This is a genomic window from Paraplanobispora takensis (assembly GCF_016863195.1).
Classification (GTDB): domain Bacteria; phylum Actinomycetota; class Actinomycetes; order Streptosporangiales; family Streptosporangiaceae; genus Planobispora; species Planobispora takensis.
The window spans coordinates 284,087-298,573 of record NZ_BOOK01000010.1 but is presented as its reverse complement, the minus strand read 5'-3'; the positions used below and the strand labels follow the sequence as shown (position 1 = coordinate 298,573).

At 72.8% G+C, this 14,487-nt stretch carries 17 protein-coding genes; 9 read left to right on the top strand and 8 right to left on the bottom strand.

Features of this window, described 5'->3' with window-relative positions; all coding sequences use genetic code 11:
• Window positions 1-7: 7 nt before the first annotated feature.
• On the bottom strand, window positions 8-469 hold the full coding sequence (locus Pta02_RS08900) for a hypothetical protein (RefSeq protein ID WP_203874205.1): 462 nt from the start codon (window positions 467-469) through the stop codon (window positions 8-10).
• A gap of 218 nt (window positions 470-687) precedes the next feature.
• Here Pta02_RS08900 and Pta02_RS08895 point away from each other — a divergent pair, with 218 nt between their 5' ends.
• On the top strand, window positions 688-1,635 hold the full coding sequence (locus Pta02_RS08895; protein WP_203874204.1) for a hypothetical protein: 948 nt from the start codon (window positions 688-690) through the stop codon (window positions 1,633-1,635).
• 66 nt (window positions 1,636-1,701) lie between these two features.
• Here Pta02_RS08895 and Pta02_RS08890 read toward each other — a convergent pair whose 3' ends face one another.
• On the bottom strand, window positions 1,702-2,256 hold the full coding sequence (locus Pta02_RS08890) for a peroxiredoxin (RefSeq protein WP_203874203.1): 555 nt from the start codon (window positions 2,254-2,256) through the stop codon (window positions 1,702-1,704).
• A gap of 87 nt (window positions 2,257-2,343) precedes the next feature.
• Between Pta02_RS08890 and Pta02_RS08885 the strand changes: the two genes are divergently transcribed.
• Window positions 2,344-2,505 (top strand): hypothetical protein, encoded by a 162-nt coding sequence (locus Pta02_RS08885; protein ID WP_203874202.1) that lies wholly within the window; start codon window positions 2,344-2,346, stop codon window positions 2,503-2,505.
• On the opposite strand, the gene Pta02_RS08880 is transcribed toward Pta02_RS08885, so the two are convergent.
• From Pta02_RS08880 to Pta02_RS08865, 4 genes are all read right to left on the bottom strand, one after another.
• Window positions 2,506-2,892, bottom strand: a complete 387-nt coding sequence (locus Pta02_RS08880) for a type II toxin-antitoxin system death-on-curing family toxin (RefSeq protein ID WP_203874201.1) — start codon at window positions 2,890-2,892, stop codon at window positions 2,506-2,508.
• Window positions 2,889-3,092 carry a DUF1778 domain-containing protein gene (locus Pta02_RS08875; protein ID WP_239129960.1) on the bottom strand — a complete coding sequence of 68 codons (204 nt, stop codon included), beginning with the start codon at window positions 3,090-3,092 and terminating at the stop codon, window positions 2,889-2,891. The genes Pta02_RS08880 and Pta02_RS08875 overlap by 4 nt, the downstream gene beginning before the upstream one ends.
• 62 nt (window positions 3,093-3,154) lie before the next feature.
• A complete protein-coding gene (locus Pta02_RS08870; protein ID WP_203874200.1) occupies window positions 3,155-4,339 on the bottom strand; it encodes a pyridoxal phosphate-dependent aminotransferase in 1,185 nt (394 codons plus the stop codon).
• A gap of 102 nt (window positions 4,340-4,441) precedes the next feature.
• Entirely contained in the window at window positions 4,442-5,818 is a 1,377-nt protein-coding gene (locus tag Pta02_RS08865; protein ID WP_203874199.1) for a GH1 family beta-glucosidase, read from the bottom strand.
• Between the two features lie 389 nt (window positions 5,819-6,207).
• Between Pta02_RS08865 and Pta02_RS08860 the strand changes: the two genes are divergently transcribed.
• From Pta02_RS08860 to Pta02_RS08830, 7 genes are all read left to right on the top strand, one after another.
• Window positions 6,208-7,188, top strand: coding sequence for a DUF418 domain-containing protein (locus tag Pta02_RS08860; RefSeq protein ID WP_239129958.1), 981 nt, complete (start codon window positions 6,208-6,210; stop codon window positions 7,186-7,188).
• Complete coding sequence (locus Pta02_RS08855; protein WP_203874198.1) at window positions 7,185-8,027, top strand: carbon-nitrogen hydrolase family protein; 843 nt, start codon at window positions 7,185-7,187, stop codon at window positions 8,025-8,027. Before Pta02_RS08860 ends, Pta02_RS08855 begins: the two co-directional genes overlap by 4 nt.
• A gap of 10 nt (window positions 8,028-8,037) precedes the next feature.
• The gene (locus Pta02_RS08850; protein WP_239129955.1) at window positions 8,038-8,502 is read left to right on the top strand and encodes a hypothetical protein; all 465 of its coding nucleotides are present in this window, start codon (window positions 8,038-8,040) and stop codon (window positions 8,500-8,502) included.
• Window positions 8,499-8,930, top strand: coding sequence for a hypothetical protein (locus Pta02_RS08845; protein WP_203874197.1), 432 nt, complete (start codon window positions 8,499-8,501; stop codon window positions 8,928-8,930). Before Pta02_RS08850 ends, Pta02_RS08845 begins: the two co-directional genes overlap by 4 nt.
• 185 nt (window positions 8,931-9,115) lie before the next feature.
• The gene (locus Pta02_RS08840) at window positions 9,116-9,592 is read left to right on the top strand and encodes a SigE family RNA polymerase sigma factor (protein WP_239129953.1); all 477 of its coding nucleotides are present in this window, start codon (window positions 9,116-9,118) and stop codon (window positions 9,590-9,592) included.
• Window positions 9,589-10,806: a hypothetical protein gene (locus tag Pta02_RS08835; protein ID WP_203874195.1), complete on the top strand. Its 1,218-nt coding sequence runs from the start codon at window positions 9,589-9,591 to the stop codon at window positions 10,804-10,806. The genes Pta02_RS08840 and Pta02_RS08835 overlap by 4 nt, the downstream gene beginning before the upstream one ends.
• A gap of 260 nt (window positions 10,807-11,066) precedes the next feature.
• Window positions 11,067-11,738: a DUF2306 domain-containing protein gene (locus Pta02_RS08830; protein WP_239129950.1), complete on the top strand. Its 672-nt coding sequence runs from the start codon at window positions 11,067-11,069 to the stop codon at window positions 11,736-11,738.
• On the opposite strand, the gene Pta02_RS08825 is transcribed toward Pta02_RS08830, so the two are convergent.
• Window positions 11,698-13,188, bottom strand: a complete 1,491-nt coding sequence (locus Pta02_RS08825; RefSeq protein WP_203874193.1) for a carboxyl transferase domain-containing protein — start codon at window positions 13,186-13,188, stop codon at window positions 11,698-11,700. The two genes, Pta02_RS08830 and Pta02_RS08825, sit on opposite strands and share 41 nt — an antisense overlap.
• Window positions 13,185-14,342 carry a CaiB/BaiF CoA transferase family protein gene (locus tag Pta02_RS08820; protein WP_203874192.1) on the bottom strand — a complete coding sequence of 386 codons (1,158 nt, stop codon included), beginning with the start codon at window positions 14,340-14,342 and terminating at the stop codon, window positions 13,185-13,187. Before Pta02_RS08820 ends, Pta02_RS08825 begins: the two co-directional genes overlap by 4 nt.
• Between the last annotated feature and the right edge of the window lie 145 nt (window positions 14,343-14,487).

Below are 14,487 nucleotides of genomic sequence, written 5' to 3'. Positions count from 1 at the left end.
CCCCCGGTTACCGCTCCACGGCGTTCCTGATCATCACGAAGCTCTTCCGCATCGCCTCGACGCCGAGGCTCGGGGTGAGGAGGAAGCCGACCATCCGGGCGTCGGCCCAGTAGCAGTAGGTCGCTCCCTCCGCGCCCAGGCAGACGGCCCGGCCGCCGAGCGGGCCGGGGTCCAGCTCGGCCCACTGCCCGCCTCCCGGGCCGGTCATCCGCTCGGTCAGCCAGTCCACCGCGGCCCCGGCGTCGGCCACCCGGGCCGGCGCCCCGATGACGGCCACCGAGTGCAGGGTCTCGTCGTCGCGGTAGACCACCGTGAGCTGCTCGCCGAGCATCCGGTGGTGCGGGCCGTCGGGGATCCTGAAATGCTCCTCGGTCGGCCGTACGTACTCGCGGTTCAGGATCCCGATGCTCTCGGGGAACGGCTCGCCGAAGGCGGGGGACCCGCCGGGCTCGTTTCTCACCAGGTTCATGGCGCGATCCTGGCCGGATCCGCTTGCACGCGGCTTGGATCCTCCTGGACAGCTCGGGACGAAATCCCGATGACCGGCATGCCGGATAGAAATAATAAAGGCCTCAGAAATCAGGCGGCATTTCCGCTTTCCGAAGCCCGTGTTTACAGGTTCGGTAATCACCCCGGCCATTCACCGCCATTCCCTCAGGGGAGGAAAAGCCTCATGAGAGCACGTTCATGAGGCGATGGACCGCACCGGCGGCCGTCACCGTCACCGTCACGGCCGCCGTCACCGCCGTCACCGCCGTCGCCCCCGCCGCCACGGCGTCCACGCCCGCTCCGGCGGCGCACGCGTACGCGCGACCCGATCCGCGAGGACCGGTGACCGCGCTCAAGAGCCGGTTCGTCCCCGGCCACGGGGTCGGATTCAGGGAGAAGGTCACCACCCGGTACTTCTCCGACGGCCGGAGGGTCGGCATCGATCGCTACCGTCTGAGGGGCGTCTACCGGTTCGGCCGTTCCGGGGTGGTCGCCTCCCGCACGGTCCACCGGACCGATCCCCGCGACATTCCCCGGGCGGTGAGGGATGTGGACCCGGAGATGAGGCTCATCCTGCTGCGCGGGGCGATGTACCTCGGTACCCGCGATCTGCTGTCGTTCCTCCCCGGGCACGTGCACTGGATACGGCTGGACAACCCCGGCCTGTTCTCCGTCCAGACGATCAACGTGCTGGAGCCCGCCACGCTCAGGGGACTGCTGGCCACCGCCCGGCGGGTCGAGCCGGGCGGCGAGGTCGGCGGCGCGCCCACCACCGTGTACCGGGGCACCATCACGGCCCGCCGGCTGTACGCGGTCTCGCGCACCTACCGCGAGATGACGGGGGGCGGACCGCGCGGCCCGGCCGGGAGGCTGGCCATCGCCTGGAGCCTGTGGCAGGACGCCGGGCGGAACACGCGCAGGCTCGCCGTCTCCTTCGCCGAGATGAGGCCGTGGGCGCGCGGCTGGGACCGGCTGAGCGCGATCACCACCAGCACCGCCACCTTCCGCGGCTGGGGCTCACGGGTCAGGGTCAAGGCCCCGCCCGCCCGTTCCGTCATCGACCTCAGCGATCCGGCGCTGGCCGCCCAGCCGATGCCGGAACTGCCCCGCCTGTCCGTCCCCGGCCTCGGACGGTCCACGCGCTGACCTCCGGGAGGGCCGGCCGCCGGGGCGGGCACCCGCGGACGGTGCCCGCCCCCGGCCGGCGGAGGGTCAGACGCCGGACATCAGCTTCCTGACGTCGAGGCCGGCCTCGCCCCTGTTCCAGTTGCACGCGCACAGCTCACCGGACTGGAGCGCGTCGAGGACGCGCAGGACCTCCCCGACGTTGCGCCCGACGGAGCCGGCGGTCACCATGGCGAACCGGATCTCGTTGTTCGGGTCCACGATGAAGGTGGCGCGCTGGGGGACGCCGTCGCCGCCCAGGATGCCGAGCTCGGCGCACAGCTCGCGCCTGATGTCCGACAGCATCGGGAAGGGCAGCTCGCGCAGGTCCGGGTGGTCCTTGCGCCAGGCGTGGTGGACGTACTCGGAGTCGACGGACAGACTCAGCACCTGGGCGTCCCGGTCGGCGAACTCGCCGTTGAGCCGGCCGAACTCCGCGATCTCCGTCGGGCAGACGAAGGTGAAGTCCTTGGGATAGGAGAAGACCACCCGCCACTTGCCCTCGTAGGTCTTGTGGTCGATCGTCTCGAACGCCGTCTCCGGGTCGAGGGAGACGCAGGCCGTGAGTTCGTACTCGGGGAAGCGGTCACCGACGGTGAGCAATTGCGGCTCTCTTTCTGCTGCGGACCTTCTGCTGCGGACGTCGCTGCCGGGAAGAGTGCCACCTCGCCGCGGGTGAGCCGGTTCTCTTTGTCGAGTGCGATCTCGCCCCTCGACGAGAATTTGCCCGCGCGCCGCCGCCCCGGCGAGATCCCCGGCGTGCTGTGGACGCCCGATGACGCCGCCGGGCCCCGTCCCCTGATCCTGATGGGACGGTGCGGCGGCACGGCCGGGGTGCGGGCGGCCCGGTGATCACGCCCGCGGAGGTACGGCGAAGCCCCGGAGCACGTCGGCGATCTCGTCGACCTCGGTGAGCTTGCCCGAGGCGACGGCGATGACGAAGTCGTAGGCGGAGTCGTCGTCGGTGTCGACCTTCTCACCGTTCCATGCCAGGAAGACGAGCGTCGTCACCCAGGCGACCCGCTTGTTGCCGTCCACGAACGGGTGGTTCGTGGCCAGGGAATGGATCAGCGCCGCGGCCTTGTCGAACAGGCCGGGATAGGCCTCCTGCCCGAACATGGACGCCCGCGGCCTGTGCACGGCGGAGTCGAGCAGACCGAGGTCGCGCAGCTCGGGTGTGGCCCCGATGGCCAGCTCCGCAAGGTCGAGCACCTGTTCCAGCGTGAGGTAGCGGATCATTCAGCGAGCCGATCGAGAACCGGTTTCCACCGGCGCACGGCTTCCACGCCGAGACGGTGGACCTCCTCGTCGTCGGCGCGACGGGCCAGGTATTCGTCCACGGCGGACAGGACCACTTGCTGCATGCTCCGTCCTTCCCTCTCGGCACGGCGGCGAAGGGCTTCGGTCTGTTCTTCGGAGAGGCGCAGGGTCATAGCCATGCTCCCGATGGTACGCAAGCGGTGGTATCAAAGCGATACCACCACGCAGAGCCCATCCTCCCCTACTCTCCGTCGCCGGCTTCTTTGCCGAGGCGGGCCAGGCGGGCCACCGCCTCGTCGATGACCTCGTCGCGTTTACAGAAGGCGAAGCGCACGAAGTGCCGGCCGCGCTCCGGATGGGCGTAGAAGACCTGGGTGGGGATGGCGACCACGCCCGCCAGGTCGGGGAGTTCGCGGGTCAGGGCGAGGCCGTCGGTGAAGCCGAGGGGGCGGATGTCGGTCTGGACGAAGTAGGTCCCGGCGGGGCGGTAGACGTCGAACCCGGCGGCGGTCAGACCGGCCGTCAGGCGGTCGCGCTTGGCCTGCAGGCCGTCGCGCAGCCCGGAGACCCAGTCCAGCTCGTGGCGCAGGCCGTACGCCACGGCGAGCTGCCAGGGCGCCGAGGCGGTGAAGGTGAGGAACTGCTTGACGGTCTGCACCGCGCGGACGAGGGGTCGCGGGGCGCAGATCCAGCCCGTCTTCCAGCCGGTCACCGAGAAGGTCTTGCCCGCCGAGGAGATCATCACGGTGCGCTCGCGCATCTCCGGCAGGGTCGCCAGGGGGATGTGCGGGGCGCCGTCGAAGGTGAGGTGCTCGTAGACCTCGTCGGTGATCGCGATCAGGTCGCGTTCGACGCACAGCCCGGCGATGACCGACAGCTCCTCGCGGGTGAACACGGTCCCGGCCGGGTTGTGCGGGGAGTTGACCAGGATCGCCCGGGTCCGGGGTCCGGCGGCGGCGCGCAGCTCGGCCGGGTCGAAGGTGAAGCGCCCCTCGGCGGGCCGGAGGGTGACCGGCCGCAGCACGGCCCCGGCCAGGGCGACGGAGGCCGCGTAGGAGTCGTAGTAGGGCTCGAAGGCGATCACCTCGTCGCCGGGCTCGCACAGCGCCAGGATCGAGGCGGCGATGGCCTCGGTGGCGCCGACGGTGACCAGGATCTCGCCGTCGGGGTCGTAGAGCAGGCCGTAGTGGTCCTTGCGGTGCTCGGAGACGGCCTCGCGGAGCTCGGGGAGGCCGGGGCCCGGCGGATACTGGTTGCGCCCGCCGCGGACCGCCTCGATCGCCCGCTCCAGCATCGCCGGCGGCCCGTCGGTGTCGGGGAAGCCCTGTCCCAGGTTGATCGAACCCGTCCGCAGGGCGAGCGCCGACATCTCGGCGAAGATCGTCGTGCCGAACGCGCGCATCCGCGCCACCAGAGGATCGTTCACGCGGCTCAGCGTAACCCGCGCCGTACCCGGCCGAGCGGGCGCCGGGGACGGGGCGGAGCACGGTCCCGGCCGCCGAGCGGAAGGGGCGGCCGGGACCGGGTCTCAGGACCTGCCGGCGATCACGTCGCGGTACCACCGGTAGGAGGCCTTGGGCGTACGGGCCTGGGTGGCGTAGTCGACGTGCACCAGGCCGAACCGGGCGGCGTAGCCCCGGGCCCACTCGAAGTTGTCCAGCAGGGACCAGCAGAAGTAGCCGCGCACGTCCACGCCGTCGGCCAGCGCGGCCGCCGTGGCGGCCAGGTGGCCCTCCAGGTAGGCGACGCGGCCGGTGTCGTCGAGCTCGTCGCCGCCGCCGTAGCCGTTCTCGGTGATGAAGACCGGCGGCAGGCCGGGATAGCGGGCGGCCAGCCCGGTGAGGGTGTCGTACAGCCCGCGCGGCTCGATGCGCCAGCCGAGCCCGCTGACCGGCGGCCCGTCCGGCGCCACCGTGCGCACGCCGATGTCGAAGGCCGAGCGCAGCGCGGGGTCGGGCTGGCCGTACGGCGCCGCGGCGGCGTGGATCGGGTAGTAGTAGTTCAGGCCCAGGAAGTCCGGCGGGGCAGAGATGATCTTCAGGTCACCGTCGCGGCGGAAGGAGAAGTCGCTGATCTCGCCGTAGACCTCGGCCATGTCATCCGGGTAGGCGGCGCCCAGCAGCGGCTCGGTGAACTGCCGGTTGACCATCAGGTCCATGCGGCGGGCCGCGGCGACGTCCTCGGCCGAGGGGCTCGCGGGCACGGCGGGCGACATGTTGAGGGTGACGCCGACCTGCTCCTGCGGCCGGGCGCGCTCGCGCAGCCGGGCCACCGCCAGGCCGTGCCCGACGAGCAGGTGGTGCGCCGCCGCCAGGGCCCCGTGCCCCTCGCGGGCGCCGGGCGCGTGGCGGCCCTCGGCGTAGCCGGTGATCGACGAGCAGTACGGCTCGTTCAGCGTGATCCAGTACGGCACGCCGTCCATGGCCTCGTGCACGGTCGCGGCGTAGTCGGCGAAGCGCTCGGCGGTCTCCCGGACCCGCCAGCCGCCGCGCTCCTCCAGCGCCTGGGGCAGATCCCAGTGGTAGAGGGTGGCGAACGGGGTGATGCCGCGCTCGTTGAGCCCGTCGACCAGGCGGCGGTAGAAGTCGAGCCCCCGCCGGTTGACCCGGCCGTCGCCCTCGGGGAACACCCGCGGCCACGCCACCGAGAAGCGGTAGGCGCCGGCGCCGAGGCCGGCCATCAGGGCCACGTCCTCCTGCCAGCGGTTGTAGTGGTCGCAGGCGTGCTCACCCGACTCCCCCGCGGCCACCGCTCCGGGGATCCGGCAGAAGGCGTCCCAGATCGACGGGCCCCGCCCGTCGGCCTCGACGGCGCCCTCGATCTGGTAGGCCGAGGTCGCGGTGCCCCACACGAACCCTTGTGGGAGCGCTCCCACAATAAAGGGGCGGTCCCCGGTCGCCGTCATCTTCGCTCACTCCAGACATGGTGGCCGCGCCGCCGCAGGTCTCCCGGCCGGCGCCTCAGGCTCGATCGCCGCCGACGCTACCGGCGCGTCGTCGGGGACGGCAAGGCGAGGTCCCGCATGACGAGACGCGCCGGGGCTCGCCGTACACCCGACCGGGGCCCGCCGTACACCCGACCGGGGCCCGCCGTACACCCGGGAGGCCGCCGTACACCCGGGAGGCCGCCGGAACCGGACCGCCGCGGAGGAACGCCCTCACCGGGAGGCCGCCGACGCCCCGACGCCGCCGAGGGCCGCCGCGCCGGCAGGCCTGCGGAGGACCCGCCCGGAAAGTTATACGTTGGATCCGTGATCGCATTCCGGACCGGCGGACCCGCGCGTGAGGCGGTCCGGTGACGCGCAGGTTGCACGAGCTGGACGCGCTCCGCGGTTTCGCGGTGTGCGGGATCATGGTGGTCAACACCTGGCAGCACACGCGCACGCACCTGACCGACACGCAGCGGCCCGTACAGGACGGCGCGGTCGACGCGGTGGTCGAGAATCTGCTCCAGGGCCGGTTCTATCCGATCTTCTCGTTCCTGTTCGGCCTGAGCTTCGTGCTCTTCCTGCGCTCCGCGGCCGAGCGCACCCCCCATCCCCGGCTGGCGCTGCTGCGCAGGCTGGCGGTGCTGGCCTGCTTCGGCGTCGCCCACCACCTCCTGAACCCGGGCGAGGTGCTCCTGCCGTACGCGATCTTCGGGGCGCTGGTGCTGCTGCCCGCCTCGTTCCTGCCGCGCTCGGCGACGCTGCTGCTCGGGATCGCCGTGACGGCCTGGGCCGCCTCCATCGGCGGCGGGATCGTCATCGAGGGGACGTTCGTGGCGTTCCTGATCCCCGGCCTGTTCCTGCTGGGCATGGCGATGATGGCCTACCCGCTCGACGGGCGCCTCCTGGCGCCGGCCTTCCTGCTCTCCGTGGCGCTGGCCGCGGGCCTCACCTGGCTGCCGGCCTCCCCGGCCGATCTCGGGCCGTTCCTCCTGGGCGCCTACGTCGGCGCCGCGCTGGCCTGCGCGGCGGCCTACTGCACGGGACTGCTGCTGCTCCTTCGGACTCCGCTGCGCGACCCGCTGACTGCGGTGTTCAATCCCCTGGGCCGGATGGCGCTGACGAACTATCTGGTCAGCACCCCGGTCATCCTGCTGTCCCTGCCACTGCTCACCGCCGACCCGACCCGGCTCACCGGCGTGGTGCTGGCGGTGGCCGTGCTGGCCGTCCAGGTGGTGTTCAGCCGGTGGTGGCTGGCCAGGTTCAGGTACGGCCCGCTGGAGTGGGTGTGGCGGCGCCTGACGTGGATGGAACCGGTCCCGAATCGCCGGTTAAAGTCGGAGACGTGACCCGTATCGCCCTGTGCCAGATCCCCGTCTCCGAGGACCCCGCCGACAACCTCCGGCAGGCGCGCGAGTCCGTCGCGCGGGCGGCCGACGACGGCGCCGAGCTGGTGATCTTCCCCGAGGCCACGCTCACCCGGTACGGCAAGCGGATCCTCGACCTGGCCGAGCCGCTCGACGGGCCGTTCGTCACCGGGCTGGCCGAGGCCGCCCGGGGCCGCGGGCTGTCGGTGATCGCCGGAACGTTCGAGCCGTCGCCCGGCGGCGTGTCCGCTCCCGGTGAGGGACCGGCGGGCATGGGCGAGGCGCCCCGCGTGCACAACACGGCGGTGGCGCTGGGCCCCGACGGCGAGATCAGGGCGGCCTACCGGAAGATCCACCTGTTCGACTCCTTCGGAGCGCGGGAGTCGGCGCTGGTCGTGCCCGGCGGCGAGCCGGTCGTGGCCGAGCTGGGCGGGCTCCGGGTCGGCCTGGTCACCTGCTACGACATCCGCTTCCCCGAGCTGACCCGGGCCCTGGTGGACCTCGGGGCCGAGATGTTCGCGGTGATCGCCGCCTGGGGCTCGGGGCCGATGAAGGAAGAGCACTGGACGACCCTGCTGCGGGCCCGGGCGATCGAGAACACCACCTGGGTGGCGGCCGTGGGCCAGGCCCCGAACCCGCGGGCCGCCGACGGTTTCGGGATCGGCCGCAGCATGCTGATCGATCCCATGGGGGTGGTCCGCGCCGACCTGGGCCCGGCGCCCGCCGTACAGACCTGCGTCCTGGACCCGCAGATCACGATTGCCACCCGTAATGCGCTGCCGAGCCTGGAACATCGACGACTACAGGTCAACAGATCGTAAAATGTGACCCGTGAGCGAGCCACCTGGGCGTAGAACGCAGATGCAGAAGGTCATCCCCCCTCGGCTGCTCGTGCCCTATCTGGCCGGCAAACGGACGGTCATCTCGGGATACGTCTACCGGGTGCAGGACTGCATCAGGCTGACCACCCCCGCGCAGCTCTTCATGGGCCTCGACCTGGGATTCGAGGGCTCGGAGCTGACCGTCTCGGTGCCGGAGGTCTATCTCGTGCGCTGGTTCGCGCGCGACACCGACACCTATGTCGTCCCGTACGGCCCGCACATGGGCGGCGACTGGAACGATTCGCCGCCCTTCGCCGGCAACGGCTTCACCACCTCGCGCGAGCACGTCGTGCCGCAGTTCCACACCATGCCGATGCCGATCCCGCCGGGAGCAGAGATCATCCACGTGACCGTCGACGAGGGAGAACGCGTTTTCGGCGTCTACGACGGCCTGAGCTGGCGGCCGGCCTCATGAGCGAGGAAATCGAGCCGGTGGCGTCGGGGTTCGTCGCCCACTACGGAGAGCGCGCCTACGCGGCCGCCCTGGGCCCGGGGCCGGCCGAGGTCGTGCTGTTCAGCGAGGAGGCGCAGGAGGGCTTCGAGGCCGCCTCCGGTTACTGGCGGGCCGTGGTCGAGCGCGCCCGCCTCGACTGGCTGGTGCTGGTCCGCACGGTCGGCGCGTTCGGCGGCGAGCCGTGCCTGGTCCTCGACGTGTCGGAGGAGAACGGCGAGGAGGGCCTGCACATCGCCTACACCGGGCACAGCGGGATGAAGGCCGAGGCGCTGGGCTACTGGATGGTCGACCACGGCGCCTACGAGGTGGTCGTCCCCCGCGAGGAGGTCTTCTCCCTGCGGGTCGAGCGCATCCCGGTCCCGCTGTCCCCTGCGCGATCCGAGCCCTGACGCCCGGTTCCCGAGGCCTGCCCGGGTCCTTGACGCCCGGGTCCTTGACGCCCGGGTCCTGAACGCCTGGGTCCTGAACGCCCGGGTCCTGAACGCCCGGTCCGGGCGTTCGGCGGATCCTCGTGAGGCTCCTGTCAACCGGGGACCCGTTCGGGTGTCTCGCTGATGTGATTGATCTCCCGACAGTGGCGCCTCCCTCGTTCGCCGAGCTGTTCGCCGCGCACTATCACTCGATGGTGCGCCTGGCCGGGCTGCTCGGCGCCGACGACCCCGAGGACATCGCCCAGGAGGCCTTCGCCCGCCTCCACGACCGCCGGTTGCGTGACGACGGCGCCGCCCTGGCCTACGTCCGCTCCATCGTGTGCAACCTCACCCGCAACCGGCTGCGTCACCTGCGCCTGGCACGGCGCCGCGCGCTCGATCCGCCCGAGGCCGCGCGCAGCAGCGAACACGCGGTGATCGTCGCCGAGGATCACCGGGAGCTCCTGGCCGCCGTCGGCCGCCTGCCCCGCCGCCAGCGCGAGGCCCTGGTCCTGCGCTACTGGCTGGACCTGTCCGAGCGGGAGATCGCCGAGGCGATGGGCGTCTCCCCCGGCTCGGTCAAGACGCACACGAGCCGCGGCCTGTCCGCCCTCGGCCGGGCCCTGAAGGAGGACTCGTGAACGACATCGAACAGCGTCTGCGCGCCGCCCTCGACGCCCGCGCCCAGGCCTTCCCCGCCTCCCCCGGAGCCTGGGCGGACACGATGCGCCGCACGCGCGCCAGGAGACTGCGCCGCAGGCTCCTGCTGGTTCCCGCCCTGGCCGTCGCGGCGGCCGTGGCGGTCGCCGCGGTCTGGCTCGCCGGCGGCCGGAGCGAGAAGCCGGACGACACCACCGCGGTGCGGGTGAACGGCCTGGCGCAGCTCCTGGAGAGGTCCCTGCGGGAGAACCCCCCGATCGGAGAGGTGGTCACGGTCCCGCACCCGGCCTTCCCCGAGGACCCGATCCGGGTCTGGTACAGCCGCGCCGGGGACGGGCAGCTCCGCATCTGCTCGGCGCGGAAGGTGACGCCGGTCGACGACTCGGCCTCCTGCGGGCTCGTCGAGCCGCTGGACAAGGAGGAGGCCGGCCGGGTCGCCGGCGTGACCAGCCTGTTCCCGCTGCCCGCGGAGATGGTCGCCTACGGCATGGCCAGGGACTCCGTCGGCTCGGTCCGCGTGACCTTCGGCGACGGCCGGGGCTTCCCCGGTGAGGTGATCCGGGGCCGCGGCCTGCCCGCTCCCATCTGGACGGCCCGCTTCCCCGGCGACCTGCCGGAGGGCCCGCCCGCCGTCGGTTACGACTTCGCCGACGAGCGGGGCGAGCGGCTCCAGCGACTGGAGGACATCCTGTCCCCGCCCTGCCATCAGGACAGGACGCCCGACGGCTCCGGCGTCCCCCTGGCCGGAGGGGTCACGGCCTACATGCACGCCGGCAACTGCCTGGTCTTCTGGCACGACGGCAACCCGGTGGGGATGAGCAGCAACCACTCCTACCTGACGCTGGGGGCCGACCTGAGGGAACCCGGCAGGTTCCCCCGGGCGCCGGTCTCCGTCTGGGCCGGCGAGGGGCAGGCGGTGAAGGGCCTGTGGTACGGCTACACCGACGAGCGCACGGCCCGCGTCGAACTGCGGGCCGAGGACGACCGCCGGGTCTCGGCCGGGACGGTCGAGGGCTTCCCGGGCCAGGGTGCGCGCCTGTTCGGCGGCGAACTCCCCGACGGGGCCAATCCGTCGAAGGACGGCGCCGTGTACGTCGGATACGCCGCCGACGGGACCGAGCTGTGGCGGCACGAGGCCGTCGGCTATGAGAGCAGCGAGGCACGCAAGCCGCCGGCCGGCGAGAAGGACGACTGACGGGTTCCGCGGCCCCGGCCCGTCGGTCGGCCGGGGCCGCGGTGGCGGGGAGCCGGGCTGCCGGGCCGGTCCGCGGGGGCCCGTCCCGGCAGCCCGGCGATCTCGTGTACCGGCGTGGCCGCTCGCGCGAGGTCGTCCTCGGGCTCCGGCCGTACACCGATCCGTGTACGGGCATGGTCATCGAGGGGCGGATGCGGGGGCCGGGCCGTGCCTGTGAGGCTGCGCGTATGCAGAGACAAACGGCACGAACGGCGTGGCCGATGTTCGCCGTCGCGGTCGTCGTCGGCCTGGTGCTCGTCTATCCGTACCTGGGCCTCGACATCGGCGACAGCCGTCTCGACGTGCACGACGGCCTGCATTATCACGTTCTCGTGGGCCACATCGCGACCGCCGCGGTGGCACTCGTCCTCGGTCCGCTGCAGTTCGTGCCGGGGGTGCGTGCGCGCGGGCGGGTCCACCGGACGCTCGGCCGGATCTATCTCCTGGCCGGGGTGCTGCCGTCGGCGGTGACCGCGATCCCGGTCGCGCTGTGGTCGGGCCGCCCGGTGACGCAGGCCGGTCTCACCATCGCGGCCGTCCTGTGGCTGATCACCGCGGGCCTCGCCTGCCGGGCCGCCCGCCGCGGCGACTTCGCCGGTCACCGCGACTGGATGACGCGCAACTACGCGCTGACGTTCCTGGCGGTCACCTCGCGCGTCATCGTCCCCCTGCTGCTCCTGGTCCGGCTGCCCTTCGGCGGAGTCGAGGCGGGATCGGCGGGGGAGGCGGCGATCTCGATGATCCCGGTCGGCCAGACGCTGGGCTGGATCGTCAACCTGGCCGTGGCCGAGGGCGTCATCAGGCGGCGCCGTCGCGCACCGGGGCCCCACCCCGCAGCCGCGGGGCGGCCCGTCACAGGCCGAGGCGGCGATAGCGGGAGAGCCGGGCGCTGAGGCGGTCCGCGGGGGCCCGTCCCAGCAGCCCGACGATCTCGTACTCCAGCATGGCCGCCACCCGGCGGCAGAACTCCTCGGGCTCGTAGGCGGCGTCGGGGAGCTCCGGGACGATCCGGTCCACGATGCCGTTCTGCCGCAGGTCGGTCGACTTCACGCCCTGGGCCGAGGCGATCTCCTGGGCGAAGTCCACGCTCCGGTAGAGGATCGCCGAGGCCCCCTCGGGCGGCAGCGGGGACAGCCAGGCGTGCTGGGCGGCCAGGACCCGGTCGGCGGGCAGCAGGGCCAGGGCCACACCGCCCGCCCCCTCACCTAGCAGCAGGCAGACCGTGGGGGCGTCGAGCGTGACCAGGTCGGCCAGGGAACGGGCGATCTCGCCGGCGAGGCCGCCCTCCTCGGCCGCCTTGGACAGCGCGGCCCCGGCGGTGTCGATCACGGTGACCAGCGGCAGGCCCAGCTCCGAGGCCAGGCGCATGCCGCGCCGGGCCACCCGGAGCCCGGCCGGGCCGAGCGGGGCCTCGGCCCGCTGTCGGCGCCGGTCCTGGCCCAGCACGACGGCGGGCGCCGTACCGAACCTGGCCAGCGCGAGCAGCAGGCCGGGGTCGTTCTCGCCCGCACCGGTGCCGTTGAGCGGGGTGACGTCGGCCGCGCCCAGCTTGAGCAGCGCCCGCACGCCGGGCCGGTCGTCGCGACGGGAGCGGGTGATCGCCTCCCACGCGTCGACCTGCCCCACGTCGTCCTCCGGCTCGGGCCGCTGCGGCAGCCCCTCGCGCGGGGCGCACAGGACGGCCAGTGCCCTGATCGCGATCCGGCGGGCGTCCTCGGCGGAGACGACGGCGTCGACCAGGCCGTTGGCGAAGAGGTTCTCGGCCACCTGCACCCCCTGGGGGAAGGGATAGCCGTGCAGCGACTCGAACACCCTCGGCCCGAGGAACCCGATCAGCGCGCCCGGCTCGGCCGCGGTGACGTGGCCGAGCGAGCCCCAGGAGGCCAGGACGCCGCCGGTGGTGGGATGGCGCAGGTAGACGACGTACGGCAGACCCGCGGAACGGTGGGCCATGACCGCGGCGGTGATCTTCACCATCTGGGTGAAGGCGAGCGCGCCCTCCTGCATCCGGGTGCCGCCGGAGGCCGGGGCGGCCAGCAGCGGGAGCCGTTCGGCGGTGGCCCGCTCGATCGCGGAGGTGAGCCGCTCGGCGGCGGCCACCCCGATCGAGCCGGCGAGGAAGGAGAACTCGCAGACGACGACCGCGACCCTGCGCCCGTCGAGCAGGCCCTCACCGGTGATCACCGACTCGTCGTAGCCGGACTTGGCGCGGGCGGCGGCCAGTTCCTCGGCGTAGTCCGACCCCGGCTCGGCCGGATCGGCGGGCGGCCCGTCCCACGGCCGCCACGTCCCCGGGTCGAGGACGGCGCCGATCAGGGCGCGCGCGTCCGGCCGTTCGGTCATCGCTCGCGCTCCGCGAGCCAGGCGAGCACCTCGTCGTTGTGCTGGCCGAGGGCGGGCGGGGCGGCGTGCTCGCGGGGCGGCTCGCCGTCGAAGCGGAGCGGCGGCCCGGGCAGCTCGATGGGGCCCAGCACGGGATGGTCGACCTCGACCAGCAGCCCCTGGGAGCGGGTCTGCTCCCAGGCGTAGACCTCGTCGATGGAGCGGATCGCCCCGGCGGGCACGCCGAGCCCGCCGAGCACGGTCAGCCAGTGCGCGCGGTCGTGTTTGGCGAGCGCCTGTTCCATGTCGGCGATCAGCTCATCCCGGTGTACGAATCTTTCCCTGTTGGTCGCATATTTCGTAATTTCCGGATCGATGTCCAGAAGGGTGGCCACCTTCCGCCACTGTCCCTCGTTGGCCACCGCGATCTGGATCATCCCGTCGGCGCAGCGGAACGCGCCGTAGGGGGCGATCGAGGCGTGGTGGTTGCCGTTGGCCGCGGGCACCTTGCCGCCGACCGTCCAGGCGGTGCCGTGGTAGGAGTGCACGCCGGTCACCGCGGCCAGCAGCGAGGTCCGCACGACCTTCCCCCGCCCGGTCCGCTCGCGCTCGTAGAGGGCGGCGGCCACGCCGTACGCCCCGTGGATGCCCGCCAGCAGGTCGGCGATCGAGGCGCCCACCCGGTACGGCTCCTGCGCCGAGGGGCCGGTCAGGCTCATCAGCCCCGCCTCGCCCTGGGCGATCTGGTCGTAGCCGGGCCGTCCCCCCTCCGGCCCGTCGTGGCCGAACCCGGTGATCGACAGCACGACCAGGCGGGGGTTGAGCTCGTGCAGCCGTTCCACGGAGAAGCCCAGGCGGTCCAGGACCCCGGTCCTGAAGTTCTCGATCAGCACGTCGCTCTGCCGTACCAGGCGCTCGATGAGGACCTTGCCCTCCGCGGACTTGAGGTCCACGGTGATCGAGAGCTTGTTGCGGTTGGCGGCCAGGAAGTAGGTGGAGATGTCATGATCGGGACCGGCGAAGGGCGGGCCCCAGCCCCGCGACTCGTCGCCTCCGCCGGGATGCTCCACCTTGATCACCCGCGCGCCCAGGTCTCCGAGCATCTGCGCGGCGTGCGGCCCGGCCAGCGCGCGGGACAGGTCGAGGACGACGATGTCGCCAAGGGCTCCCTGCAAGATCAACCTCCGGGTGAGAGTCGCCGATCCTAGCCCAAGCCGGCCGGAACGGCACGGGGGCGCACGGCAAGCGTGCCAGGTCCGGGCCCGGAACGATACCCAGGGGTAACCCTGATCCCCCCGGCCGGTGACCCGGAGCCGGGAC